The 26951-nt window shown below is 57.6% G+C and carries 24 protein-coding genes; 14 read left to right on the forward strand and 10 right to left on the reverse strand.

Annotation, left to right across the window (positions count from 1 at the left end; genetic code table 11):
• The first annotated feature begins 90 nt into the window (after positions 1-90).
• Genes SELIN_RS08150 through SELIN_RS08175 form a run of 6 tightly spaced genes read left to right on the forward strand, consistent with a single transcriptional unit; the run spans position 91 to position 4597 of the window.
• Entirely contained in the window at positions 91-711 is a 621-nt protein-coding gene (locus tag SELIN_RS08150) for a hypothetical protein (RefSeq protein ID WP_013506189.1), read from the forward strand.
• Complete coding sequence (locus SELIN_RS08155; RefSeq protein WP_013506190.1) at positions 708-1808, forward strand: aminopeptidase P family protein; 1101 nt, start codon at positions 708-710, stop codon at positions 1806-1808. The genes SELIN_RS08150 and SELIN_RS08155 overlap by 4 nt, the downstream gene beginning before the upstream one ends.
• Before the next feature lie 46 nt (positions 1809-1854).
• Positions 1855-2415 (forward strand): elongation factor P, encoded by a 561-nt coding sequence (gene efp, locus SELIN_RS08160; RefSeq protein WP_013506191.1) that lies wholly within the window; start codon positions 1855-1857, stop codon positions 2413-2415.
• Positions 2416-2418: 3 nt separating this feature from the next.
• A complete protein-coding gene (gene accB, locus SELIN_RS08165; RefSeq protein ID WP_013506192.1) occupies positions 2419-2883 on the forward strand; it encodes an acetyl-CoA carboxylase biotin carboxyl carrier protein in 465 nt (154 codons plus the stop codon).
• 3 nt (positions 2884-2886) lie between these two features.
• Positions 2887-4230 (forward strand): acetyl-CoA carboxylase biotin carboxylase subunit, encoded by a 1344-nt coding sequence (gene accC, locus SELIN_RS08170; protein WP_013506193.1) that lies wholly within the window; start codon positions 2887-2889, stop codon positions 4228-4230.
• A 52-nt stretch (positions 4231-4282) separates the two neighbouring features.
• Entirely contained in the window at positions 4283-4597 is a 315-nt protein-coding gene (locus tag SELIN_RS08175; protein WP_041725992.1) for a YqfO family protein, read from the forward strand.
• A 3-nt stretch (positions 4598-4600) separates the two neighbouring features.
• On the opposite strand, the gene SELIN_RS08180 is transcribed toward SELIN_RS08175, so the two are convergent.
• From SELIN_RS08180 to SELIN_RS08210, 7 genes are all read right to left on the reverse strand, one after another.
• On the reverse strand, positions 4601-5128 hold the full coding sequence (locus SELIN_RS08180) for an outer membrane beta-barrel protein (protein WP_013506195.1): 528 nt from the start codon (positions 5126-5128) through the stop codon (positions 4601-4603).
• Positions 5125-6699, reverse strand: a complete 1575-nt coding sequence (locus SELIN_RS14705; RefSeq protein WP_013506196.1) for a S8 family serine peptidase — start codon at positions 6697-6699, stop codon at positions 5125-5127. Before SELIN_RS14705 ends, SELIN_RS08180 begins: the two co-directional genes overlap by 4 nt.
• Positions 6696-7052: a hypothetical protein gene (locus tag SELIN_RS08190; RefSeq protein ID WP_013506197.1), complete on the reverse strand. Its 357-nt coding sequence runs from the start codon at positions 7050-7052 to the stop codon at positions 6696-6698. The genes SELIN_RS14705 and SELIN_RS08190 overlap by 4 nt, the downstream gene beginning before the upstream one ends.
• The gene (locus SELIN_RS08195) at positions 7049-8239 is read right to left on the reverse strand and encodes an HD-GYP domain-containing protein (protein ID WP_013506198.1); all 1191 of its coding nucleotides are present in this window, start codon (positions 8237-8239) and stop codon (positions 7049-7051) included. The genes SELIN_RS08190 and SELIN_RS08195 overlap by 4 nt, the downstream gene beginning before the upstream one ends.
• A gap of 74 nt (positions 8240-8313) precedes the next feature.
• On the reverse strand, positions 8314-9963 hold the full coding sequence (locus SELIN_RS08200) for a long-chain-fatty-acid--CoA ligase (RefSeq protein ID WP_013506199.1): 1650 nt from the start codon (positions 9961-9963) through the stop codon (positions 8314-8316).
• Between the two features lie 12 nt (positions 9964-9975).
• Positions 9976-11172, reverse strand: a complete 1197-nt coding sequence (locus tag SELIN_RS08205) for a hybrid sensor histidine kinase/response regulator (protein ID WP_013506200.1) — start codon at positions 11170-11172, stop codon at positions 9976-9978.
• Positions 11173-11291: 119 nt separating this feature from the next.
• A complete protein-coding gene (locus tag SELIN_RS08210; RefSeq protein ID WP_013506201.1) occupies positions 11292-12701 on the reverse strand; it encodes an MATE family efflux transporter in 1410 nt (469 codons plus the stop codon).
• 71 nt (positions 12702-12772) lie between these two features.
• Here SELIN_RS08210 and SELIN_RS08215 point away from each other — a divergent pair, with 71 nt between their 5' ends.
• Entirely contained in the window at positions 12773-13015 is a 243-nt protein-coding gene (locus SELIN_RS08215) for a hypothetical protein (protein WP_013506202.1), read from the forward strand.
• Positions 13016-13029: 14 nt separating this feature from the next.
• On the opposite strand, the gene SELIN_RS08220 is transcribed toward SELIN_RS08215, so the two are convergent.
• The 3 genes from SELIN_RS08220 to gyrA are packed head-to-tail and all read right to left on the reverse strand — an operon-like array spanning position 13030 to position 17888.
• Positions 13030-14019, reverse strand: coding sequence for a bile acid:sodium symporter (locus SELIN_RS08220; protein WP_013506203.1), 990 nt, complete (start codon positions 14017-14019; stop codon positions 13030-13032).
• Between the two features lie 30 nt (positions 14020-14049).
• Entirely contained in the window at positions 14050-15426 is a 1377-nt protein-coding gene (gene mnmE, locus SELIN_RS08225; protein ID WP_013506204.1) for a tRNA uridine-5-carboxymethylaminomethyl(34) synthesis GTPase MnmE, read from the reverse strand.
• Complete coding sequence (gene gyrA / locus SELIN_RS08230) at positions 15423-17888, reverse strand: DNA gyrase subunit A (RefSeq protein WP_013506205.1); 2466 nt, start codon at positions 17886-17888, stop codon at positions 15423-15425. The genes mnmE and gyrA overlap by 4 nt, the downstream gene beginning before the upstream one ends.
• Before the next feature lie 158 nt (positions 17889-18046).
• Here gyrA and mutS point away from each other — a divergent pair, with 158 nt between their 5' ends.
• The 7 genes from mutS to SELIN_RS14010 all read left to right on the forward strand — a co-directional run bounded on the left by mutS (position 18047) and on the right by SELIN_RS14010 (position 26950).
• Complete coding sequence (mutS, locus tag SELIN_RS08235; protein ID WP_013506206.1) at positions 18047-20563, forward strand: DNA mismatch repair protein MutS; 2517 nt, start codon at positions 18047-18049, stop codon at positions 20561-20563.
• A 515-nt stretch (positions 20564-21078) separates the two neighbouring features.
• Positions 21079-21399 (forward strand): hypothetical protein, encoded by a 321-nt coding sequence (locus SELIN_RS15120; RefSeq protein WP_156788049.1) that lies wholly within the window; start codon positions 21079-21081, stop codon positions 21397-21399.
• 142 nt (positions 21400-21541) lie between these two features.
• Positions 21542-21928: a response regulator gene (locus SELIN_RS08245; protein ID WP_013506207.1), complete on the forward strand. Its 387-nt coding sequence runs from the start codon at positions 21542-21544 to the stop codon at positions 21926-21928.
• A 1-nt stretch (position 21929) separates the two neighbouring features.
• Positions 21930-22421 (forward strand): chemotaxis protein CheW, encoded by a 492-nt coding sequence (locus SELIN_RS08250; protein ID WP_013506208.1) that lies wholly within the window; start codon positions 21930-21932, stop codon positions 22419-22421.
• A 13-nt stretch (positions 22422-22434) separates the two neighbouring features.
• Positions 22435-24144: a HAMP domain-containing methyl-accepting chemotaxis protein gene (locus tag SELIN_RS14005; RefSeq protein ID WP_013506209.1), complete on the forward strand. Its 1710-nt coding sequence runs from the start codon at positions 22435-22437 to the stop codon at positions 24142-24144.
• A gap of 161 nt (positions 24145-24305) precedes the next feature.
• The gene (locus SELIN_RS08260) at positions 24306-24569 is read left to right on the forward strand and encodes a hypothetical protein (protein ID WP_013505860.1); all 264 of its coding nucleotides are present in this window, start codon (positions 24306-24308) and stop codon (positions 24567-24569) included.
• The gene (locus SELIN_RS14010) at positions 24566-26950 is read left to right on the forward strand and encodes a chemotaxis protein CheA (protein ID WP_013506210.1); all 2385 of its coding nucleotides are present in this window, start codon (positions 24566-24568) and stop codon (positions 26948-26950) included. Before SELIN_RS08260 ends, SELIN_RS14010 begins: the two co-directional genes overlap by 4 nt.
• Position 26951: the final 1 nt, after the last annotated feature.

Raw genomic sequence — 26951 nt, forward strand, 5'->3', positions numbered from 1 at the left:
GGGTTTTGATTCTTGAAGCCATCTATAGTAAAAGGGTACTGGGAGTCGCAGACTTTTGGAAATGACCATTGCCCGCGCAGGAGGCACAGAATGAAATCCTTTCTCTTTGGTGGTCTGATCAGCATTGCTCTTTCCGCAGCCCTCTTCTGGCTTTTTTTTCAGTGGTATGTGCCTGAGAACTTCATCAGCAAGGACGAAAGTCGTCTGATTGCCGACCGCAACAATATGCTGCTGATGGAAATTGACAGCCTGCGCGAGGACTACGATCGCATGCGTCTGGAGCTGGCTGAGGCACCGGTTGTCCAGGAAACCCAGGATGTCACGGAACAGTGGATTCAGCGGCGGCTTGAAGTACACCGCGACCTCAAGGTGCGCCGTGTTGAGCAGCTGTCCTACGAGTACTTCAGCATGCCCGTCGGTGAGGCGATTCTTCCGGAAGCGGAGCGCCAGGCTATTCTCAATGAAATTGCCATGCCGTCGGAGCAGACCGTCTATCTCATCGTGGGTATCACCGATGAGCTGGCCTATGCTCCTCCCCTGGCAGATCTGAAGCAACAGGGCCTGGCGGTGAAACGCGCCCGCTACGTGGAGAACCTCATTGAAAACTTTTATGGCGAGCGCACTGACCTGTTTATCGACGTGCTGATGGATCAGCCCGATCGCCGCGGCATCATGATCTCCCGCATCACCTTCGAGGTGCGCCAGCCGTGACCCTTTCCACAGAAGCCTGCCTGCAGGCGCGCAAGGAAAAGCTCTGTCAGCGCTATCCCTTGCCGGACAGCGAAGCGCTGCTGATTACCAAACGCTCGAACCTCGCCTATTTCAATGATTTCCAGGGGACCAGCGGCTCCTGCCTGCTGTGGCGTCAGCAGTTGATTTTCTTTACCGATCCCCGCTATTACAGCGCTGCCTGCGGGCAGTGCTATTACGATGAAATCGTCTGCTTTGAGGGAGCCTTTGATCCCTTCCTGACGGACTTTCTGAAGAGTCGCCCCATCAGGGTGCTTCACGTTGAACCCAGTCTGACCCTTGAACAGTGGCAGCTCTGGAAGGAAAATCTCTCTTTTCTGGAAATTCGACCTCTGGTGAAGCCACTGGCAGAGCTGCGCATGATCAAGGACGAGCTGGAACTCGAGGAGATCCGCCAGAGCTGCGCCATTTCCATCAATGCCTTTGAGCAGCTCCGTCCGCTGCTGGCTCCTGGTATGCGCGAAGAAGAGATTGCCGCTGAACTGGAGTACCGCAGCCGCAGGCTGGGCGCGCGCAAGATGTCCTTTGACACCATTGTCGCGGCAGGGCCGTCCAGCGCCGTCCCGCACCACCAGACCGGGAGTGCTGTGGTGGAGCAGGGGGATGCCCTGCTTCTGGACTGGGGTGCCCGCAAGCGCTACTGCTCCGATATGACGCGCACCTTTTTCCTGGGAGAGCCGGACGAGGAGCTGTCCCGCATCTATCGTACTGTACTTGAAGCCCAATTGAGCGCCATCGAACAGTTAAAACCGGGAGTTAAACTTCTGGATGTGGATAATGCTGCCAGAAGTGTGATAAAGTCCTCCGGTTATGCGGAATTCTTTGGCCATGGAACCGGTCACAGCCTGGGTATCGATATCCATGAGTTCCCTGGAATTTCGCCCCGGAGCGCGGAGGTCACAGCCCAACCGGGAATGGTTTTGACCATCGAACCGGGAATCTACCTGCCCGGCAAAGGTGGGGTGCGCATTGAAGATCTGATCGTCGTCCACGCGGACCGCCTGGAGATCCTGACCGCTGCAATGCCGAAAGACTATGAAAGTGCGCTTCTTGGTTGAGTCAAACAGGATGAAATCTTTTGAATAAACGTCATGCGGAGGAATCATGATCACCACCAGCGATTTTCGCAAAGGAATGAAAATCGAACATGAAGGCGAACCCTATAGCATTATCGACTTTGTCCACTATAAGCCCGGCAAGGGTGGAGCCTTTGTCAGGGCAACCGTGCGCAACCTGCTCAGCAACAAGATTATTGAAATCACCTGGCGCAGTGGCGAAAAGGTCAAGAAGCCGGACCTGGATGAGCGCATGTACCAGTACCTGTACAGTGACGGCGATGACGCTTACCACTTCATGGATAACGGCACCTATGAGCAGATAACCCTGAACGGCAGCCAGATTGAGAACGCCAAGGACTTCATGAAGGAGAACGAGAACTACCAGATCATGATGTTCAACGGCAAGGCCATCAGCGTTGAGCCCCCCACCTTCATGGAACTGCTTATCGCCAAAGCGGAGCCCGGCCTGCGCGGTGATACCGCTACCGCCGGCACGAAACCGGCAATACTGGAAACCGGCAAGAAAATTCAGGTACCCCTCTTCGTCAACGAAGGGGAGGTGGTCAAAGTGGACACACGAACTGCAGAATATTTGGAAAGGGTATAACCTATGGACATTAAAGACATTCAGGCCCTGGTGGCACAAGTTGACTCATCCAGTGTAAATGAGCTGTGTATCGAACAGGATAGCTTTAAACTCCAGATCCGCAAGCTGGCACCCAATGTCACCGTGGCGGCAGCCCCGGTTCAGGTGGCCGCTCCCGTTGCTGCCGCGCCCGCGCCCGCACCTGCATCGGCAGCGCCAGTATCCGCCGCCGACGCGCCCTCCCATAACTACGCGGAGCTCAAATCCCCCATTGTGGGAACCTTCTATTCGGCACCCTCCCCCGACAGCCCTCCCTATGCCCGTCCCGGTGAAAAAGTCAAAAAGGGCCAGGTACTGTGCATCGTGGAAGCCATGAAAATCATGAATGAAATCGAATCAGAGTTTTCCGGCACCATCGTGAAGGTGCTGGTGGAAAACGGCAAACCTGTGGAATTCGGCCAGACCCTCTTCCTGATCGAAGAAGAGTAGCCCATGTTTCGCAAAGTTCTTATTGCCAACCGCGGCGAAATCGCCGTGCGCATCATACGCGCCTGTCGTGAGCTGGGCATCAGCACCGTGGCCGTCTACTCAGAAGGCGATCGCGACTCCATGCACGTGCGCATGGCCGATGAGGCCGTATGCATCGGCCCGCACCCGAGCTCCCAGTCCTATCTGAATATCAAGAACATCATTGCCACAGCGGAACTGACCAATGTGGACGCCATCCATCCCGGATATGGCTTTCTGGCCGAAAACGCCAACTTTGCCAACATCTGCAACGACTGTACCATCAAGTTCATCGGGCCAACCGCCAATCACATCACCCTGATGGGTGACAAGGCCAGGGCACGCCAGACCATGATGGAAGCCGGAGTTCCCGTCATCCAGGGCAGCTACGGCACCATCACCGACGAACGCGACGCCCTGGAAACCGCGCGGGAAATCGGCTATCCGGTCATCATCAAAGCCTCTGCCGGCGGTGGTGGCAAAGGAATGCGCATTGCCCGCAATGACGCTTCGCTGCAGTCGAGCTTCAACATGGCACAGAACGAAGCCCGCAACGCCTTCAACGACGCTTCCGTCTATATCGAAAAGTACATCGAAGAGCCCAAGCACATTGAATTTCAGGTGTTCGGCGACTCCCAGGGGAACGCCGTGCACCTGGGAGAGCGGGACTGCTCCATCCAGCGCCGCCACCAGAAGCTCCTGGAGGAAGCCCCCAGCCCCTTTCTGACCCCCGACCTGCGCAAGCGCATGGGTGAAGCCGCCGTGAAGGCCCTGAAGCATATCGGCTATGAGAATGCCGGCACCGTGGAATTCCTGGTGGACAAGCACGGAGAGTTCTTCTTTATCGAGATGAACACCCGCATCCAGGTGGAGCATCCGGTCACGGAGATGATCACCGGCATCGACCTGATCAAGGAACAGATCCGGGTAGCCGCTGGCCACCCCCTCTCCTTTACCCAGGAGGATATCACCTTCACCGGCCACGCCATAGAATGCCGCATTAACGCCGAAGATCCGGTGAAGTTCACCCCGTGTCCGGGGACGATCGAACAGTACATCGTGCCCGGTGGCTTCGGAGTGCGCGTGGACTCCGGCGCCTATGCCGGTTACCGCGTTCCGCCCTATTACGATTCCATGGTGGGGAAACTCATCGTGCACGGAAAGGATCGTGAAGAGGCCATCTGGCGCATGCGTCGTGCCCTCTCGGAATTCGAGATCACCGGTATCAAGACCACCATTGACTTCCATAAACGAGTCCTGCGGGAGAACAGCTTTATCAAAGGCGACATCTCAACCAACTTCATCGACCTGATGGAACAGCAGGTATAATAAACACAAACTGAAATCGCCCCACATGGGGCGATTTTTTTTAGGTATGCACATGTACAAGCTTTCATACTACGTGCCCGTCAGCTATCTGGAATCCACCAAACAGGCGCTCTTCGACGCCGGTGCCGGCAGGGTGGGCAATTATGACTCCTGTTGCTGGCAGACACCGGGCCAGGGGCAGTTCCGCCCCCTGGTGGGCAGCACCCCCTACCGTGGCGTGCCCGGACAGCTGGAACTGGTGGATGAGTACAAAGTGGAGATGATCTGCGTGCAGAGCAGCCTGGAAAACGCTCTGGGCGCCCTGCGGGCGGCCCATCCCTACGAGGAGCCCGCCATTGATGTGGTGCGCCTCGAGTCAGTTCCCTGAGGATCAGAACCTTCTGCCAAAGCCCATGAGCACCTGAACGGGGTGAATGCTGTGGACCTGGTGCCGTTGCCACTCCACAAAAAACGTGCTGCTGGCGTTCAGCAGTACTTCCACACCCACGCCCACATAGAGGCCTTCGCCGCTGCTGCTGCGCTCGCCACTGAACCAGTCGGCCCGCAGGCTGTTTTCGTAGATACCCAGCCCCACCCGTCCAATGACGCGTATGGGCACCTCCTCATCGTACTGCCAGGCTCCTCTGGCTCCCAGCATGAACGTCGCCGTTTCATAGCGATACCTTCCGGCAGCGCTGCTGTTCACTGATTTGCCCATGTACATGTATCCGACTTCCGCCTGCAGCCCCGGCTGCAGCTCGCTGCCGACGCGAAGCCCAAAGGGGTAACTGCTGTCCATGCCCTTGTCGTAGGCATTGTAGCCGCTGAAAATTTCGATCTGGCCGGTATTCGCTTGCGCCATGGCGCTCATGGACACTAGGCACAGGATGGGGAGCAGCAGCCTGAGAGGAAGATTCACGGATTCCTCCGAGGTCGCAGGAGATAGATACCGGCCAGGGAAAAGGCCGCCGGCAGGGTGGCGTCGGAAGAACTCCCCGCGCCGCAGCCGCCACTGGACGATGAACCTGACGATCCCAGCAGCCGTTTTTCAATACGCTCCTGCTGGGACTGCTGCAGTTGCTCCTGCTCCAGAATCTGCTGCTGCAGCTGCTCATACTCCGCCTGCAGCTTTTCATGCTGACCGACAAGGTTGCTGTAGTCTGTGTTTTTGACCAGACGGGCATAATTCTGCAGCAGGCTGCGCAGGTGCTCGTCATAGGTGCTGGCAAACTCCAGGGCGCGGTGGGCGTTGAGAATTCCAGCGCCACAGCCTTTGGAGTGGCAGTCGGAATCTGCCGGGAACAGGGTGGCACTGCCGATGAGGATCAGTTCAATATCCTCCTGAGAGAGCAGGGGGTTCGCCGCCAGCATCAGGGAGATGACCCCGGCCACATGGGGCGCGGCCATGCTCGTGCCGGAAAGGTAGCCATAATTATTATTTGACATGGTGGATAAGATTTTATAGTTGCCTACGATAGCGCCACCTGGAGCACTTAGAGTCACCATATTGCCATAATTGCTATAGCTAGCACGGTTGCCATCATATGTGGTTGCTCCGACAGAAATTACGTTTTTACAGTTAGCTGGCGAAGTACCTGTTGAATCTAAATTAAAATTTCCAGCAGCAGCAACAACAATTATGTCATTCGCAACAGCAAAATTGATAGCATCCTGAAGAGTGCTTGAGCACTCACGATCACCATCTGTTTGCACGCTTAGGTTAATTACATTGGCAACATTTAAGTTTACTGTTGAGTTATAGACTGAATCATCCCCTGCCGCCCATCGAATCCCCTCAGAGAGTGTTGTTATACTTCCAAAATTAAATCCAATAGCTCTGACTGGTAATATTTGAGCATTCCAGTCTATACCGGCAATACCTATACCATTGTCACTTTGCGCTGCAATTATCCCTGTAACATGGGTGCCATGTACGTCACCACCATCTGGGTCAATAGGAGCAAGTAGCTTGTTTTGAAGGTTTAATCCTGGCAGTATTCTGTTATCTTCAATGTCCTCATGTGACACAATTCCCGTGTCGATAACTGCGACCGTAATTTCTGCACTGCCCGTGGTGATCGCCCATGCTCCGGGCATGTCGATACCGTAGTTGGAAATGTTTGGGGAATGCAGATTCCATTGTTCATGCTGGTAGTAAGAATCATTGGGTATCACCGCCGGATACACCCGCCAGTCCGGCTCGGCATATTCCAGGTCAAGGTGACTGTGCAGGCTCAGCACATACGCTTCGGCTTCGGCTGGCGACATGGCATAGGGCAGGCGCAGCCGGTAGGCTCCGCCGGCAAGGGCGCTGTCAAATTCCAGGGAGGGGGCAGCGGCTTTCAGGGATTCGTTCTGATGGATGGCCGACAGGGATGTGGCCAGTGCTCCTGGAGTCGGCTTGATGATAATATGTTCTATGGGAGCCTGGGCCGCTGCCCATTGGCAGAATATGGCGATCAGGCAACTCAGGCGAATGGGAAATTTCATGGCGATGGATCACCGGCAGGGCTGGGGAGGTTGAGGCGCACCGGGGCGTCCTCTTCGGCATAGTCCAACTGGGGGAGGCTGTTCAGCTCCGAAAGCAATTGACGCAGCTGCAGGCTGTTCAGGGCTTCCTGGGTGCGCAGCAGGTGCGCGCCACCGGAGGTGGGACGCACATAGCGCAGGCGGGTTTCGGTTATCTCTTCAAGCTGCTGCACCAGTGAGGCATCCTGACGGGGGTCCAGGTTGTCACTCCACTTGACGATCAGGGTGACCTGTTGCGCCGTGGAGGCCAGGAGGCCCGAGCCAAGCAGGCCAAGGAGCAGCAGCGTGCCGCAGAAAAGGCGCACGATACTCACTGGTCTGCCCCGCCATTGGAAGATTCGGGCATGGTGTCCTGGAAGGTATCGCGGATTTCAAGAATATCCTTGAGGTTCTCGAAGAAGGCATCCACCACATTGGGGTCAAAGTGCTGGCCCCGCTCCTCCTTGAAGAGGTTGAGGATGCGCTCCAGTGGCCAGGCGGCCTTGTATACCCGGTCGCTGCCAAGGGCGTCGAAGACGTCGGCCAGGGCGGTGATGCGCCCGAAGAGGTGGATCTCCTCGCCGGCCAGACCGCGGGGATAGCCACGGCCATTGAACTTCTCGTGGTGTTCGTGGGCCACGGTGGCGGCGGCCTTGAGGATGGAGCGGCGCGACTTCCTGAGCATTTCGTAGCCCATGGTGGAGTGGCTCTTGATGACGTTGAATTCCTCATCGGTAAGTTTGCCGGGTTTTTTCAGGATGGCGTCGGGAATGCCGATCTTGCCGATATCGTGCATGGGGGAGGCCATGCGCAGGATCTCGCGTTCCCGTTCATCCATATTCATGCCACGGGCGAGCACATAGGAATATTCCGCCACCCGCTTGACGTGGTTACCGGTCTCCTTGGAGCGGCTTTCGCCCACTTCGGCCATGGTGAAGATGATCTCCTTCTGGGTGTCTTCGATTTCCTGGTAGAGCAGGGCCGACTCCAGGGCTTTGCCGGAGTAGGAAGCCGCCAGGCCCAGGTGCTCGCGGTCCTTGTCGGTGAAATATCCCTGGGAGGTGAGTTTGTTGATGGCCTGGTAGGCGCCGATGATATCGCCATCGTTATTGCGGATGGGCAGGGCGATAATATTGCGGGTGCGGTAGCCGGTCTGCTTGTCCACTTCCTGGTTGAAGCGGGCGTCGGCGTAGGCGTCGTTGATGATGATATCCTCACCACTGCTCATGGAGTGCCCAACCACGCCAGTGCCGGCCGGAATGCGAATGGGAGGAATGCCATGGGCGACTTTGGTCCAGAGTTCACCGCTCTGTTCGTCCAGGAGCCACAGGGTGCAGCGGTCGGCAACCACCAGTTGGCGGCCCATGTCTGCCATCAGCATCAGGATGCGGTCAACCTGCTTTTCATTGGAGATTTTCGCCACATACTCGAAGATGACTTTCAGCATCTGATCGGGTGAGAGTTCACGCTTCATGCCTGGCTCGCGGTCAAACTGGTTGTGGTAGTCGTGCATAAGTCTCATGGGTATTTACCGCATATCCTGTTTATGGGAGCTGTGTGCAAACAAATAATCGACGGGTTCCCAGACAACACATATCACTCTTCGTTGCGATTGGCATCAGTTTTTTTGTCTTCAGCGGGAGTTTCCGGCAGGGGTTGCACAGTGGACTGCGGGTCGGCGGCGTTCACGCTTTCAGCACCGGTGTGATTTTTGACATAGTCCAGCGCGGCCAGCACTTCTTCCTTGAGGAAACGCTTCATGACCTTGCCAGCCGCATTCAACGGGATTTCGTCGATAAAGTGAATCTGCTTTGGCACCTTGTAATTGGCCATATGCTGGCGCAGGTATTTTTTGAGGATCAGTTCATCAATCTTGCCTGGATACTCTGAGTTGAGAACCACATAGGCCACGGCAATTTCATCCAGGTGTTCATCGGGAATACCGATCACGGCAGCGTGCTCCACGGCTCCATGCTGGTAGAGGACTTCTTCGATTTCACGGGGGTAGATATTCATTCCCTTGGTGATAATGAGATCCTTGAGGCGGTCGACAATGTAGATATAGCCATCTTCATCGATTCTGGCAATATCGCCGGTGCGCAGCCAGCCGTTGATGATGGTGGAGGCGGTCTCCTCCGGTCGGTTGTAGTATCCCTTCATGACGTTCGGTCCCCGCACGATCAGCTCGCCATCCACATTCCGTGGCAGCTCGCAAAGGTCCTCGTCCACTACCTTGACTTCCACATCGGGCAGGGCTGGTCCGACGGAGCGGACCTTGGGCTTGCCCGGCGGTGTGAAGGCGACCACGGGCGAGCACTCGCTCAGGCCGTACCCTTCCAGTACCATCCCCGGCAGCTTTGCCTGCAGGGTGGTCCAGGTATCTTCGTGCAGTGGGCTGCCTCCTGATATGTACAGCTTCTTGCCCAGCAGCATGCGCACGTACCAGGGGATTTTCGTGCGCGCGAGCACGGAATAGATGGCGGGTACGGCAATGAAGACGTCCATGCGCTCTGTCAGCAAGCTGCGGAAAATCGGCGAAAAGGGGCGCAGGCTGGCAAACATGCGGATGGTACAGCCGAAGTAGAGCGGCAGCAGGAGGTTCGCCGTCAGGGGGAAGGTGTGGAACAGGGGCAGGAAGAGCAGGAACCGACGCCTGGAATTGACAACCGGCGAAAATGCGCGGTCGATGGAGGCCAGGTTGGCGCTGAGGTTGGCATGGGTCAGCATGACCCCTTTGGGCTGTCCTGTCGTGCCGGAGGTGTAGAGCAGGAAAGCCACATCCTGGGACGCCTCCTGCACATCCAGGGCTGGCAGTTCAGCGGTTGTTGGTGTGCCAAGGATATGGGGGGTGCGCGATTCGCTCTCCTTGCCACCATAGAGTACGGGAATGCCTTTGTTGGAAGCATGGGCTCCGATGCGGGAAAAGCGGCCCCCGCAAATCAGCAGCCTGGGCGTGGCGTCGTCGAGGATATGCTCCACCTCCTCGTGCTTGAGGAAAGTGTTTATGGGGATGAAGATGGCCTGGAGGCGGACTATGGCGAAAAGACTGATGACGAAGTGGGGGTGATTCTCCATGAGGAGCGCGACGCGGTCGCCGGGTTGGACGCCGTGCTGGCGCAGCAGGCTGGCCAGACGCTCTGTTTCCCTGTGGAACTGGCGAAAGGATATGCGCTCCTTTTCAAATTTGAGGAAAGTTTTGCTCGGACTTGTCTGGGCAGCCCGCTCAACATAGTGAAAAATATGCATTGTTGCTCCTGATTATGGCATTTCCACGAAAAACTCGGCACCGCCATCGCGATTGCGGGCCCAGATTTTTCCACCCATATTGCGTTCAATAATCATCTTGGACATGTAGAGGCCAAGGCCGGTGCCATGCCCTTCCTGCTTGGTGGAGAAATAGGGGTAGTACATCTTTTCGATGATCTCGTCCGGAATGCCGCCGCCATTGTCGTGGATGGACACGACCGCTTTGCCATGGTCAGTGTAGACGCGGATGTGAATCCGTGGGTCGGCGACCCTGTTGTCAATGATGGCATCGCGGGCATTGTTGATGATATTGAGGAGCACCTGGGCGTACTCTTTTGGATAGCCTTCCACCTCGGGGGTGGCGTCGCACTGTACCTGCACCCGGATATTGTTTTTTTCCATGGCGGCACCTACCAGTGACAGGGTGGTTTCAATGGCGTGCCGAATGGAAAAGCGGGATTTGGACTTGTCGGGACGGAAGAAGTCACGGAAGTCGTCGATGGTCTGGGACATGAATTCCAGCTGATCGAGTATTTTTGTGGTTCCACTTTCCATAATATCCCGGGAGAGTTCACCATTGCAGTAGTGATCGTAGTGCTCCTGGCACAGCAGTCCCACCACATTCAGGGGCTGCCGCCACTGGTGAGCAATGTAACCGATCATCTCGCCCATTTCTGCCAGCCGGGCCTGGTGAAGCATGACCTGATCCTTCTGACGATTCTTTTCCACCTCGGCCTGAACCCGCTCTTCCAGCTCCTGATTCAGCTTTCGCAGCTGCTCCTCCCCCTGTCGGCGCAGCTGGAGCTCCAGCTGGGTGTTGAGCAGGTTACGCACGCGGGCCAGCAATTCAATGCTGTTGACCAGGGGTTTGCGCACATAGTCACTGGCGCCAAGGTCAAAGGCCGACTGCAGGGTCTCAAGATCCGTCTTGGCGGTGGCTATCAGTATGGGGATGTCCTGGAGTGGCGCCTGGGATTTGATATAACGGCAGGCTTCCAGTCCATCGATATCGGGCATGATGATGTCCAGAACCACCAGGGCGATGTCGTCGTGCCTTGCCAGGAGATCATAGGCGCTGGTCGCATTGAGCGCCGTGGAAATGCGGGTGTAGCCGTCGTCCATCAGCATGGTTTCGAAGAGGGCCAGATTGTAGGTGGAATCATCTACCAGCAGGATGTGCATGTCGCGTATGCGCTCATCAGTTCCCATGGGTAACCTCAAAGTACAGAGTTGGGTGAGATTGCGAAAAAGATAACATCTTTATAACATAGTGCATCAAATGGCGTTGAAAAAAATCCTGGGTGGCAGAGAAGCAGGGTTGGTGGCTGTCAGAGGGAGAGGTTGCGGCGGCCTACGGACCACAGGCGCCACCCCTGCAGCAGGGCGGCACAACTCAAGCCCGCCACCAGGCCTGTCCAGAAGCCCTGGGCGCCCATGTGAATTCCGGCCCATGACGATATGCCCAGCAGAACGCCAAGGGGGAGTCCGATGACCCAGAAGGCGATAAAGGTGATCACCATGGGGACGCGGGTATCCTTGTAGCCCCTGAGGCCGCCGGCCGCGCTGACCTGGACGGCGTCTGATATCTGAAAGAGGGCCGCGAAAAACAGCAGGCTGACGGCTATGCTCTGTACCCGGGGATCGGGCGAGTAGAGGGCCGCTATCTGGGGTGAAAAGAGCATGATCATCGTGGAGAAGAGCAGCGCCGTGACCAGGGTCGTCAGCACGCCGGCAAAGGCGCTGAAGCGGGCAGCCTGTCCCTGCCGTGCCCCAAGTGCCTGGCCGACCCGTATGGTGATGGCCATGGAAATACTCAGGGGCACCATAAAGAGCAAAGAAGTGAAGTTCAGGGCGATCTGATGTCCCGCCACCACTTCGGCGCCCAGGGAGGCCACCAGCAGCGCAATGACGGCGAACATGCTGGTTTCAATGAAAATGGACATGCCGATGGGAAAGCCCAGCAGGATGATTCTCCACAGTGAACGGAGGTTGGGGTACTCCCAGAGCAGAAGTGACGGAAGAAAACGGTACCCGCGGCTTCGCCAGACGAACCAGGTCATGGTGGCAAGCATGACCCACATGACCAGGGCGCTGGCCCAGCCACACCCGACGCCACCCATGGCAGGGAAACCCAGTTTGCCGTAAATCAAAATATAGTTTGCCGGGACATTGAAGGCCAAGCCGATGAATCCGATGACCATGATGGGACGTGTTATGGAGACTCCCTCGCTGAAGGAACGCAGTGCCTGGTAGAGTGCCAGCGCCGGCAGACCCCAGGCAATGGCATTCAGATAACCTACCGCCAGGCGCTGGACATCCTCTTCAAGTTCCAGCAGGTCGAGAATCCACTCCACATGGCGCAGCAGGAAGAAGCCGCCGATGCCAAGCAGCAGAGCGATCCACAAGCCCTGACGCAGGGCTGAGGGAATAGCGGAAACGTTTCCTGCCCCGAAGTGCTGGGCGACAATAGGGGTGACGGCCATCAGTACCCCTCCGGCAAAGAGAAAGACGGGGAACCAGATGCTGCTGCCAATGGCTACCGCCGCCAGGTCGGCCGGGCTGACTCGCCCCGCCATGACGGTATCCACAAAGCCCATGGCCATATGGGCCACCTGGGCCAGAATGAGGGGAAGGCTCAGGCGTGTCAGATATCTGAGTTCAGTACAGTAGCGGTGGAAAAAGACCATGGCGGTGACAGGGCTCCCGTCGTTGACATCATCCCCGCGGAACACTACCATGCAGGGCCGACGGATTATGGGCCCTCTGGCTCTGACAGTCAATGCGCAATGACCATTCCATGGAGGAAAACATGACCCCTTCTCAGTTACAGCAAGCCTATAGTGAACTTGATCCGCAGCAGCAGGTGGAATGCCTGAAGGCCATTATGCCTCAGGCCCTTGAAATGATGCGTACCAGCCCACTGGTCGCCCTGGAGATTTTTGCCGCCTGCCAGGAGCAGATGGCGGGCATGGATATGTCTCAGCTGATGGCCATGATGTCCATGCTGGGCAAAAAAGAAGATGGCTGCTGCTCAAGCGGAACCTGCTGCTGAGGCACGCCGCAGTGTTACTCTCCCCCGGGGTGGGCTTTCTGTGGTCCTGGGGGAAAGAGTCTGGTGGGAACCCACCAGAGGTAGAGAACCATCCCGAAGAGCTCAATGAGCGACTGCAGGACGACAATACTGACCGCCAGTTCATAGCCCTGGGGTAAGGCCAGTGCCAGGGGCAGCACCACAAAGGAATTGCGGGTGCCGTAGCTGAAGGCCAGCACTCGGCCCTGCTGCACGGGCAGGCGAAAGCAGTGCGCCATCAGGCGCGCCGCCAGTGCAGCCACCACCAGGAAGGCGATGAAGGCCAGGGCCGCTGGCAGCAGTAGCGCTCCGGCCTCCAGAACCACATGCACCTGGGTGATGGCGATCAGACAGACCACAATGCTGAGCAGGGGTACCGGCAGCCATCCGAGCCCTTCCAGGAGTGTCTGGCGCTTGCGGCTCTGGTGGGCGTTTTTGCGCGTCAGGTATGCCAGCGCCAGGGGCAGGAGGATCAGCCCGCCGAAGGCGAGCAGCATATTGTGGCCGGTACTGGCGAGCATGGCGCTCTCCCCGGAAAAGAACCAGAGGTAGGCGGGCAGGCAGAGCATCTGCAGCAGCAGGCTCACCGGCGCAAAGGCAATGGCGCGTCTGGTGTCGCCTCCGCCAAGCTGAGTAAAGGTGATAAACCAGTCGGTGCAGGGCACCAGCAGCACCAGCAGGACGCCCAGGCGCAGTCCAGGAGAGTCCGGCAGCAGGGATGTCATGAGCAGCACCAGCAGGGGCAGAAGGAGAAAGTTTCCGGTTACGGCGGCCCAGAGAAAGCGTTGGTCAGCCAGCCCCTGCTTCCAGAGCCCCTCAAGGGGGACCTGGGTGAAAGTGCTGTAGAGCAGAAGGCCAAGCAGTGGCCACAGAAGGGTGTCAAGCACCTGGGGTGTCGTGTGCGCCAGCGAGCCGATGCCGAGGCCCAGGGCGATGGCAGACAGGTAAAACAGAATCTGGAACTTCTCCAGTATCAATCGTGACATGCCAGGTATCCTTTGCGGTGTCAGAGCCGCCTACTTGCCGATACAGAACTCACTGAAGATGGTGTCAAGGATATCGTCGGTGACCACTTCCCCAAGAATTTCCCCCAGATAGCTGAAGGCGTGCTGGATATCCATGCTGACCAGCTCGTAGCCGAGCCCCCGGATCAAAGTGTCCTGGGCATGGCCCAGGGATTCAAGAGCATTTGCCATGCTTTCGCGTTGCCGGGCGCGACTGAGCAGCGGGTTGCTGTGGCTTTCGTGATGCGCACCGCTGAGCTTCCGGAAGAGCGTATCCATGAGCTTTTCCAGTCCGTCTCCCGTCTGCAGACTGGTGGTGAGAATGGTGTCGTGGTCCATGGCGTGGAGGATGCTTTCATCCATGGCGCGGGGCAGATCCGACTTGTTGAGGAGCACCAGGCAGGGTTTGCCCTGGACGAGACGGGCGATTTCATGGTCTTCCTCATCGGCGGGCCTGGAGGTGTCCAGCAGCCACAGGATAATATCCGCCTGCTGGATAGCGCTGCGGGTGCGTTCGATGCCGATCTGCTCCACGGCATCCTGGGACTGGCGAATGCCCGCGGTGTCCAGCAGACGAATGGGCAGGCCGTGGACACTGATATACTGTTCGACAATATCGCGTGTGGTGCCGGGGATGGCGGTGACGATGGAGCGTTCACTGCGGCTCAGGGCGTTGAGCAGGCTCGACTTGCCGACATTGGGCTTGCCGACGATGGCGACGGCGGCGCCATCACGCATGAGCATGCCCGTACGGGAGTGGGCGAGCAGGGTTTCCAGCTGCTGCCGGACGCCGGTCAAACGCTGCGCCAGCGCCGTTGTGCTGGCGGGGGCGATGTCCTCATCGCTGAACTCCATGGTGGCTTCCAGGTTGCCCTGAATGGCAATCAGCTCCCCACGAAGTTCCTGGAGGGTGTCGCGCAGTCTCCCCTGCATGACATCGCTGGCGATGCGGGCGGCTTCGGGGGTTTTGGAGCGGATGACATCGATGATGGCTTCAGCCTGGGTGAGGTCGAGTTTTCCGTTGAGAAAGGCGCGCCGGGAAAATTCACCGGGCTGGGCCAGGCGACAGCGGGTGCTGCACAGCTCCAGGATGCGGCTGATAATGGTGCTGCCTCCATGGCAGTGGAACTCCACCACATCCTCTCCGGTAAAGGAGTGGGGGCCGGGCATATGCACTGCCAGCACCTGGTCTAGGGGGTGTCCACCCTCATCGAGAAACAGACCGAAGTACAGGTGGCGTGGTTTGGGCTGTTGAACTGGCTGCAGGTTTCTGGAACGAAAGAATTGCTGAAAGAGGGTCGGGGCAGCAGGGCCGCTGACCCGGACAATGCCTACGGCACCCTCACCGGGTGCCGTAGCCACGGCCGTTATGGTTTCCTGACAGATCACGCTTGCTGGGCCTCTTCTTCATCGTCAGTTTTGGCAACGGCGACGCTGATAATGCGATCGTCCCTGGAGAGGTCGACCAGCTTGACGCCCTGGGTGTTGCGTCCGGTAATGCGAATGTGTTTGGAGTCAAGGCGGATGATCTTGCCTTCCTTGGAGAGCAGCAGGATCTCATCGCCGTCGACCACCTGCAGGCCCCGTACGACCAGGCCGTTTTTGGTGGTGGTCTTGATGGTCAGATTGCCTTTGCCGCCACGGCTCTGCAGACGGTACTCATCGGTGATGGTCCGTTTGCCGTAACCCAGGTCGGTGACCGTGAGGATATAGGAAGGGTCGATGTCCTTGGAGATGGTCTCGGCGCTCACCACATAGTCGTTATTGACGAGGGTGATGCCCTTGACGCCACGGCTGACCCGTCCCACAGCGCGCACTTCCTGCTCCTCGAAGTGGATGCTGGCGCCAAAACGGGTGGTGACCATGACGCTGTTGCTGCCATTGGTGTGCATGACCTGGATCAGCTCATCGTCGTCATCAAGGTTGATGGCGTTGACCCCTTTCTTGCGGATATTGGCGTACTCCGAGAGGGGCGTCTTCTTGGCGATGCCGTTTTTGGTGATGAAGAGCAGGAATTTGTCTTCAGAGAATTCGCGTACCGGGAACACCGTGCTGATCTTTTCGTCCTTCTCGAGATCGACGAAATTGACGATGGCCTTTCCGCGACTGTTGCGCCCCTGCTCGGGGATATTGTAGGCCTTGATCCAGTAGACGCGGCCGCGATCGGTGAAAATCATCAGGTATTCGTGGGTGCTGCAGACAAAGATATCGGTGACGAAATCACCTTCCTTGATATCGAGGCCCACTTTGCCCTTGCCGCCACGGTGCTGGCTTTTGTAGGTGTCAGCGGGCGTGCGCTTGACGTAGCCGTCATTGGTGAGGGTGATGACCGTGGGCTCATCGGCGATGAGGTCTTCCAGGTCGATCTCCTCATGGTCGTCGATGATGATGGTGCGACGGGGGTCGGCGTATTTTTCGCGGATCTCATGGAGTTCGGTGCGGATAATGTCAATGACGCGGCTGTCGTTGGCGAGGATATCCTGCAGGTCATCGATGAGGGCGAGCACTTCCTCGTAATCGCGGATGATCTTTTCAATTTCCAGGCCAGTCAGGCGCTGCAGACGCATATCCAGGATGGCCTGGGCCTGCTCGTCGGAGAACTGGAAGCGCGCGATGAGGTCCTCTTTGGCCTCCTTGCCGGTGGCGCTGGCGCGAATGCGCTCAATGACTTCATCCAGGTTTTCGATGGCCACCTTGAGACCTTCGAGGATATGGGCTTTTTTGATGGCATTGGCCAGTTCGAACTTGATGCGGGCGATAACGATCTCGCGGCGGTGCTCGATGAAGTATTCGAGGATCTCCTTGAGGTTGAGGACACGGGGAGAGTTGTTCACCAGCGCCAGGTTGATGACGCCGAAGGTCCCTTCCATGGGTGTGAACTTGTAGAGGCGGTTGAGGATGCTTTCGGCGTGCTCGCCCCTTTTGATCTCAACCACAATGCGCATGCCCTCGCGGTCGGACTCATCGCGCAGGTCGGCTATGCCTTCTATACGTTTTTCCTTGACCAGTTCGACGATCTTCTCCAGCAGGCGGGATTTGTTGACCTGGTAGGGAATTTCCGTGACGATGATGGTTTCGCGGCCGGACTTGCTGGTTTCGATCTGGGCGCGGGCGCGCATGCGAATGCGGCCACGACCCGTGCGGTAGGCGTCAATGATGCCCTGTTTGCCGGTAATGAAGCCCGCGGTGGGAAAATCCGGCCCCTTGATGAGCTGCATGATCTCAGCAATATCCGCTTCCGGTTTGTCCAGCAGCAGGAGCAGGCCATCCACCACTTCGCCCAGGTTGTGGGGAGGGATGTTGGTGGCCATGCCCACGGCAATCCCGCTGGAGCCATTGATGAGCAGGTTGGGGATGCGGGCGGGCAGGAGTTTGGGCTCCTGGATGGTATCGTCGTAGTTGCTTTGGAATTCAACGGTGTTTTTTTCCAGGTCTGTCAGCAGCTCGTCGCTGATGCGCTTGAGGCGGACTTCCGTATAACGCATGGCCGCTGCACTGTCGCCGTCCACGGAGCCAAAGTTTCCCTGTCCGTCAATGAGCGGGTAGCGCAGGCTGAAGTCCTGAACCATGCGCACGATGGTGTCATAGACCGCGCTGTCGCCGTGGGGGTGGTATTTACCGATCACGTCACCCACGATGCGGGCCGATTTCTTGTAGGGCTTATTGTAGGCAACCCCCAGCTCGTGCATGGCGAAAAGCACCCGGCGGTGAACGGGTTTAAGGCCGTCACGCACATCGGGGAGTGCCCGACCGACGATAACGCTCATGGCGTAGTCGATATAGGCGCTTTCCATCTCCCGCTTGATATCGACGACCTGAATATCCTCAGGGAACAGTGTTTCTTCACTCACGGGGGTCTTCCTCCCAGCAAACTTTTTTGTGCAGAACAACACTCTATACCACTTTTTGCCGCCGATGGCAAAGTTTCGTCGCCGGCTTCAAGTGTCGGTTGCTTCCCGGCAAGAGCCGTATTATTCTGCACAGGCAAGCGTAAAGAAGGAGTGCACACGTGTCCGATACCCTGACCCCCATGATGCGTCAGTTCATGGAAATCAAAGATCAGTACCCCGATGCCATGCTCTTTTTCCGCATGGGGGATTTCTATGAACTTTTCGGCGAGGATGCCGTCCTGGCATCGGAAATACTGAAGATCACCCTCACCTCCCGGGACAAGGGAGAGAAGAAGACGCCCATGGCGGGTGTGCCACACCACGCTCTGGAAGGGTACCTGTACAAGCTGGTCAAAGCCGGGCATAAGGCGGTTATCTGTGATCAGCTGGAAGATCCGCGCCAGGCCAAAGGTATTGTCAAACGCGGTGTTACCCGCATTGTGACTCCCTCGACGATCATTCACCATGACGGGGTCGACCCGTCACAGCATAACTTTCTGGCGGCACTCCATGGCGACGACGATGACATCTGTATCGCCCTGTGGGATCTCTCCACGGCCAGTGTGAAACTGCTGCGTTCAAACCGCGAGCAGCTGGCCGATGACCTGCGCCGTTACCCCGTCTCCGAGTATCTGGTATGTCGCGATGGCCTGCTGGAGCAGGGCCAGCTGGTGCAGGCGCCCCAGCAGAGCGCCGCAGACTTTGCCCGCTTTGAGCACGGCCATGCCATGGCACTGACCATGGCCAGCGCTTATCTGGAAGGGACGCAGCTGCGCACGGTGCGTCCGCGCAGCATTGAAGATCTCAGCGCCCGTGAACTCCTGCTCATGGATGAAAATACCTGTGTGAATCTCGAACTGCTGCGCAATATGGGGGGTGGTCGTGAACACACCCTGCTGTGGGTGCTGGATCGCACCCGCACTGCCATGGGGGGACGCCTGCTGCGGGACTGGATGCGCCATCCGCTCTATCAGCAGCATGCCATCGAGCAGCGCCTGGACGCGGTTGAACTCCTGGCCGGACAGTACACCCTCACCGGCAGTATTCGCGATACCCTGGGCCGCATTCACGACCTTGAGCGGCTCATCAACCGCATATCCCTTGATCAGCATAAACCACGCGATCTGGTGGCTCTGCGTCAGTCTCTGCGCTTTACTCAGGAGTTGCGCCTGCAGGCTCCCCACTGCGCGGACTCTCCTTTGCTGCAGAGTCAGTTTGGCAATATGGAGGACTTTACCTCCCTGCTTGATCTGCTGGATCGAGCCATGTGCGATGAACCGCCAGTGACCGTCAAAAACGGGCAGGTGATCCGGTCCGGCTATGACGCGCACCTCGACCAGCTGCGGGATGTGCGGGGCAACGCCCGTGACAGGATTCTGCACATGGAGGCCAGAGAGAAGCAGGCTACGGGAATCAGCAGCCTGAAGATCCGCTATAACAGAGTATTCGGTTATTACATTGAGGTTCCGAAAACCCACCAGAACCGGGTGCCTGCCGAATACATACGCAAGCAGACCCTGGTCAACGCCGAACGCTATGTGACCGAGGCCATTAAAGAGCTGGAAACCAGTATTCTGGAGGCAGAAGAACAGCTGATTCCCTACGAGGAAAGCATCTATGCCGATATCTGCCAGCAGGTGCTCCAGTGGTTTGATCCGATTATCAACGCTGCCCGATCCATCGCCTGCATTGATGTGCTGAGCACCTTCGCGGAAGTGGCAGTCGCCTATGACTACCGCAAGCCCCGCATCAGCCCGGACCCGGTGCTGCATGTCCAGGGTCTGCGCCATCCGGTCATTGAAAAGCTCTCTGTCGAACCCTTTGTGGCAAATGACCTCGTACTGAATACCGATGACCAGCAGCTGATGATTATCACCGGCCCCAATATGGCGGGAAAGTCAACCTATATGCGTCAGGCCGCCCTGGCCGTGATCATGGCCCAGATGGGCTGCTTTGTGCCGGCCACGGAAGCCCTGATAGGCCTGTGCGACCGCATCTTCACCCGTGTCGGGGCCAGCGACAACCTGGTTGAAGGCAAGTCCACCTTCATGGTGGAAATGAGCGAAACGGCCAACATCCTCCACCATGCCACCCGCAACTCGCTGATCGTCATTGATGAAGTCGGGCGGGGAACCAGCACTTTTGATGGTATTTCCATCGCCTGGAGCGTGGCGGAACACCTGAGTTCCCAGGGGCCCATTGGCGCGCGAACCCTTTTCGCCACGCACTTCCACGAGTTGACGGACCTGGAGCGCGAACTGCACGGGGTGGTAAACTTCCATATTCTTATCCGCGAAAACCACGGTACCCTGCACTTTCTGCGCAAAGTGGCACCCGGGGCGGCCCCCAAATCCTACGGCATTGAGGTGGCGCGCCTGGCCCAGATTCCCCTGTCAGTCATCGAGCGCGCCCATGAGATTCTGCAAAACCTGGAAGCGCGGGAGTATTCCCCCGAGGGTCGCAGTTCCGTGGTGCACTCCCAGGATCCTCCCTTTCTCTTCGGTGCCGTGGAAGATCCGCTCGTGGAGAAAATTCGAGGCTTGAATCTGGATGAGTGCACACCGCGGCAGGCGCTGCAGATTCTCTATGAGCTCAAGTCGGAAGCGGGCGGCAGCGATACTTCCAGGGGAGGGTAACTGCCGTTTCGCACCCCGAAGCGGCAGGTTGTTGGCGCCGACCCGGATGCCATGCTGGAATGGTCCTGCACAGACTGCGTTTCTTGACATTGCCCTCACCTTGTTTGTGAGTTTCTTTTGCCACTTTTTTCCCGCAAAAAATGGCTGGGAAGCGGCCCCCAGTGCTGTCCTTATCAGCCGTCCGCTTGCCTGGAACTGGGGACCGCAAACAACCGCCCCCCATGGCTTTTGGTTTGCGGTTGCCGCCCTCGTGGCGGCAACCCTGCGGGTCCATCGCGTTATGCAGGCAATTGAAAAGTTCTCAGGTGCAAGGCGCAAGCAAGGTGAGCAACGCCGCAGATGAGGCTTTTCAGCAGCCTGACAGTCGGCGCGTCCTGGCTGGGAAAAAACACGGGGGAGAGACAGAAACAGGCCGTTCCCCCCTGAGCCCGTCCGGTGAGTGCGACGCCTGGCTGGCAAGACCCGAACGGGACACTCACAGGAAGTGAGTGGTCCGGCAGCACTGCAGGGATGCAGTGTCTGTCGGATCTCCAGAACAGGCGAGCAATGAGCCGGAAAAACGGGCGTTCGGGGGGCGCGTTTTTGCGTCCTTTTTGCGCGGTCAAAAAGGACAATACCCGGAAACGAAAAGAGGAATATCAGATAAGTCAATCATACAAAATCAATACGGTTTCCGCGCGATAAATGGCAGGCATAATAATGCCTTAACCCAAGACAACAAGATGCGAAACTTGAGTTCATTGCTCGTGGGGCAGATTGCAGGTGTTTTCGTTTCTCAAACAGAGCAGACATGGCTCAGGAAGGCACAAAAACGATCTCACCAGTTTTTCCTGTGACCTTCTGCGCTTTTATTGTACACTCTGTGAAATATTTCCAGTATCGTATCGCGCAGGAAAGAAGAACCCACCGCACGAGAGTGCGCGGCTGGGCCAGGGAAGTCACACTGCCCATGCCGGGTTTCAACGCAGAGGAGTGATAATGGCCAAAACAGTTATACTTGTGGATGACTCCCGCACCATACTGGCATCAGCGGAACTGGCCCTGGAGGATATCATCCAGGCAGGGCAGATACATTTTCTCACCTACAGCAATCCGCAGCAGTTTCTGGATGAAGTCTTCGCCGGTTCGGTGGACTACGACCTGCTGATATCCGACATCAACATGCCCCAGGTCAGCGGGTTGGAGGTATCGGCCAGACTCAAACAGGATCCACGCTTCAAGAGTAAGCCTATCCTTATTCTTACAACGGAGAGTTCCGCCGAGATGAAGGAAAAGGGCAAAGCCATCGGGGTAACCGGCTGGATGGTAAAGCCGTTCAGTGACGAGAAACTTGTAAAATCCATAAAACTCGTACTGGGGTTGTGAAATGAATCAAAAGAAAAACAATGCCAATCTTTCCCACCGAAGTCGCTACCTTATCTTTCACCTGGAAGATGAAGTTTTTGCCGTGGATATCATGAGTGTACGCGAGATCATCGCCATGATGAAAACCACACCGATCCCCAAGACACCCCGTTACATCAAGGGCGTTATGAATCTGCGGGGGAATATCATTCCCGTTATCGACCTGCGCCTGAAATTTCAGATGCCCGAGAAAGAGCCGGAGATGGATACCGCGATTATCATTCTTCAGGTTGGTGAAGCGGATATCGGCTTTATTGTTGATCACGTGGAAGAGGTCGCCACCATTGGCGATGAGCAGCTTTCCGATGCGCCTGCTTTCGGCACCACCGTGAATACAGACTTTATCCACAAAATTGCCCGTTACGATGATCGGGTCATCATGATCCTTGATGTGGACAAGGCCTTCAACCTCGATGAACTCAGGGATCTGGAAAATCTCGCCAAAACCTCGTAGGAAGAGTGACACTATGCAATGGTTCCGCCAGCTGAAGTTTCGCACGCGCATCATAGGACTGACCGTGATTCTTCTTTGCGGTACTGTCTGGATAGGGGCTATGGGCTATTGGGGCCTTGATACCCTGGAGGATCGCATAGCCAATACCAGTGAGGTGCGAATTCCAACGCTGATCGCCCTGGCGACCCTGAATGGCGAGCGCATGGCTATCCGCGCCCAGACCCTTGATGTGCTGCAGTATGAATACAATATGGCAGCACAGCAGCGCTTTCGCTCCATAGCCGAACAGCGGCAGCGCTCCTGGCAGATCATAGAGCGACACTGGCAGACCCTGGAGCAGACTCCGCGCCAGTCGGAAGCTGGTCGCCGGGCATGGGAGCAGTTGCAGACACAGTATAATGCGTGGCGTGGTATCTATGTTGACCTTGATCGCATCATCGATCAGTTGGCCGCCAATCGCGACTCCGCCACCCAGCGTGAACTTTTTGCCCGCTATCGTGAAACTGTCGAGCGCATGGTTCCCATCTCAGACGCCATGGGCAGCACCATGCAGCAGATGGTGGATAACAATATGGCGGTCACCAATCAACAGGTGAACGAAGCTGTGGAGTTCGGCATTTTCCTCGAGAAAACCATTGTGGCAGCGATTCTGTGGACCTTGCTCGTTTCCCTGGTCATCGCCTTCTTTATCATACGCTCTTCATCCAGACTTCTCACCGCCGCGATCCGCAATATATCAGAAGCGAACTCACAGGTGGTAAGCGCCTCAGACCAGATTGCGTCGTCGTCGAGTTCACTTGCAGAAGGCGCCTCTGAGCAGGCCAACAGTGTAGAGGAAGTGACGGCGACCGTTGAGGAAGCGACATCGATTAACAATCAGAATGCGGAGAACACGCGTCAGGCAGACATTCTTGCCGGTCAGGCGACGCAGGCCGCCAATGAGGGCTATGAGAAGGTCCAGCAGCTGATGAGCTCCATGGAGGAAGTGACCGCGTCCTCGGAGCGCATATCGCAGATCATCAAGACCATCGACGAAATCGCCTTCCAGACGAACCTTCTCGCGCTGAACGCGGCCGTTGAAGCGGCGCGCGCCGGCGAGCACGGACTTGGTTTTGCAGTGGTGGCGGAGGAAGTGAAGAGCCTTGCGCAGCGCAGTGCCAACGCAGCGCGTGAGACCGCCGACATCATCCAGCGCACCATCAGTCAGATTCGTCAGGGCAACAGCGTGGCCGAAGAGACCAACAGCGCCTTTGATGAAATCCGTCAGCAGATCAAGAAGACCTCGGACCTGATCGGCGAGATCACCGTTTCGGTGAAAGAGCAGTCCGAAGGCATGAACCAGATCTCGACGGCCATGAGCCAGATAGATAAAGTGACCCAGCAGAACGCCGCCAACTCTGAAGAGGCAGCCGCCGCGGCTGAAGAGCTGAACGCTCAGGCCGTGGCCATGCTCAACAGCGTCTCCACCGTGGCGAACTTCGTAGGTTTTCGCATGGAGAGCGAAAGCAGCCACAGTCGGGGCAGTGGATCACTTCCGCCCGCCGGTGGTCGTGTGCGCGTCAGCGCCCCGGGCAGCCCGGCGAAGCCCTCAGGCTCCAAGCAGCTTGCCCCGGCCTTCCATGATCCCCGTGGCAGCAGCGGCAGTGGCAGGGGCAGCAAGAAAGCGCGTAACGAGAACGACGATATCTTTCCCCTGGATGAAGACGACCTGAAGGAATTCTAAGCAGGCCGCTGAAGATCGCTCGGGCATAAAGAAAAGCCAGAAAAAAAGCCATTTCTCTCGCAAAGACGCGAAGGACGCCAAGGGAAGAAAAAACTGAGCATACAGGCGCAAACAGTTTGGTGTATTTCGTGGTTTGCTTCTCTTCTCCAGAAAGGACAGCGATGTTTGAAATAGACGGCGAAACCCTGAATATCAGCCTTGGCATGGACGCCGAGGACGTGGAGCAGCTTCGGCAGTTTCTGCTGAGCCGCATCGAGTACATCGAGCACATCGGCATCCAGGACCCCCGTGAAAGCCTTGGCAGCTCCAGCCTTCTGCAGCTGCTCGGGGCGATCCGCCGCAGCCATCGTGACATCGTGATCGACCTCTTTGACATGCCCCTTGAGCATCCCGAGCTTGGTCGTCAGTACTGGAGCGTGCCATGAGCCGCGAGCGCCTGCGCCAGATTTTCATAGAGGAAGCCAGCGAAATCATCGAAAAGCTCGACAGCGATGTGATGGACCTTGAGAGCGACCCGGGCAACAGCGACACCCTGAATGAACTCTTCCGTGGCGTACACACCCTGAAGGGCAGCGCCAACTCCATCGGTTTCACCCGTCTTGGCACCTTTGTGCACAGCTTTGAAGACGCGCTTGACTACTACCGCGCGGGCCAGGGCACCGTGAACACCGCCGTGATCGACACCTTCCTTGACGCGGTGGACGTGATCAAGGACGTCTTTGACGACGAAGTGCAGGAACGCTCAGAACTGACCCATCCTGCCCGCTATGAACAGAGCCTTGAGCACATCCGTCAGCTGCTGGTGCGCGTCAGCCCCACCGAGGAAACCGAGAGTGCCACCGCAGAAGACACCAGCGACCAACGGCCCAGTCAGACCGCCTACCGCGAAGTGCTGCGTGACCTTGCCGAAGAGTTTGCCAGCGTGCCCGAAGCCCCTGACGACAGCACCGACAGTGCCAGCGCCGTTGGAGGGCGCGCGCCGTCAGATCCCGTCAGCCGTGAGGGCGCAGACCACATAGACCTTGGTGAACTGCAGAGCCGCAAAGGCCCCGGCGAGCACCTGTATCACATCCAGCTGACCCTTGACAGCGACATCTACATCCGCGGCTACGACCACGCCATCTTCCTGCGCCTGCTGCGCGAACAGGGCAGCATCCTGAGTGTCCGCTGGGACCTCAGCCGGGTGAGCCACCTGAGCGACATCGACCCGCTGCGCTGCGACATTGGCATCGTGGACATCTATATGGCCAGCGACCATCCCCAGGGGGAAATCGAAGAGATCTTCGAATTCCTTGACGACTTTGAATACCGCGTTCGCGTCGTCGACGACGAAACGAGTGAGCCGGCATCCATAGCCCAGAGCGACAGCGCACCCGCGCCGACTCCGGCACCTTCACCGGCAGCGACTGTTACCGCTGCAACTACAAGCCCTGATGAGGGGCACCGTGAACCGCCAGCACCGGACACTGCCGCCAGCGCACCACCCACCGCCCCGGCAGAGGCATCCACAGAGCTCCCCACAGAGCCACCCACCGCCCCGGAGAGTGCAGACGCCATTGCCGCAGCACCCACTGCTCTTGCCGCAGAGTCCGAGGTCGAAGCGGACCGTGCCGCAGAGCGCAGCGCCCCCGCCAATCGCGGTCGCGACGAGAAACGCTCCTTCGTGCGCATCGACACGAAGAAACTGGACGAACTCTTTGACTCCGTCGGCGAACTGGTGATCGCCCAGAGCTTCCTGACCCAGAACCCCACCATTCAGGACATCGCCGACGAACACGTGAAGAAGACCCTGGACGTGCTGTCGAAGATCACGCGCCTGATCCAGAACCGGGTCATGTCCCTGCGCATGGTCCCCATCCGGGATACCTTCGAGAAGATGCGCCGGGTGGTGCGCGACGCCTCGCGCAAAATCGACAAGGACATCGTGCTGCACATCAACGGCGAAGACACGGAAATCGACAAGAACATGGTTGACGCCCTTGGCGACCCGCTGATCCACCTGATCCGCAATGCCATCGACCACGGCATCGAATCCGACCCCGCCGAACGCACCCTCCATGGCAAGCCGATCCAGGGGAATATCTTCCTGCGGGCCTTCCACAAAGGCGGCTCCATCGTGATCGAAATCAGTGACGACGGCCGTGGGATCAACCGTGAGAAAGTACTGCACAAAGCCATCAGGCAGGGCCTGGTGAGCGCCGAAGAGGAACTCAGCGACACCCAGGTGTACAGCCTGATCATGCAGGCAGGCTTCTCCACCGCCGAAGCCATCAGCGACCTCTCTGGCCGTGGTGTTGGCCTTGATGTGGTGCGCAGCTCCGTAGAACAGCTGCGCGGGAAAGTGGAAATCCAGTCCATGGCCCAGCAGGGCACGACCTTCAGCCTGCAGCTTCCGCTGACGCTGGCGATTATCGATGGCATGCTGGTGCGCTGCGCGCACGAGACCTTTATCATCCCGACGCTGTCGATTCTGGAGTCCTTCCAGCCCAGCAATGACAGCGTGTTCACCTACCAGGGCAAGGGCGAGTTTGTGAAGCTGCGCGAAGAAATCCTGCCCATCGTTCGCCTTGATGAAGTGCTGAATATCAGGGCTGCAAAGCGCCTGAAAGCCGCAGAAGCCACGCTGGTGCACGTAGAGAACGACAACGGCCACTTCGCGCTGCTGGTTGACGAACTGATCAGCCGTCAGCAGGTGGTGATCAAGCCCATCGGTGAAGGGAGCATCCGGGTGCCCCAGGTCTCCGGTGCGGCAGTGATGGGCAATGGAATGGTCTCCCTTATCCTCAATGTGGAAGGACTCTACTGAA

This window comes from Desulfurispirillum indicum S5 (assembly GCF_000177635.2).
Classification (GTDB): Bacteria; Chrysiogenota; Chrysiogenetes; order Chrysiogenales; family Chrysiogenaceae; genus Desulfurispirillum; species Desulfurispirillum indicum.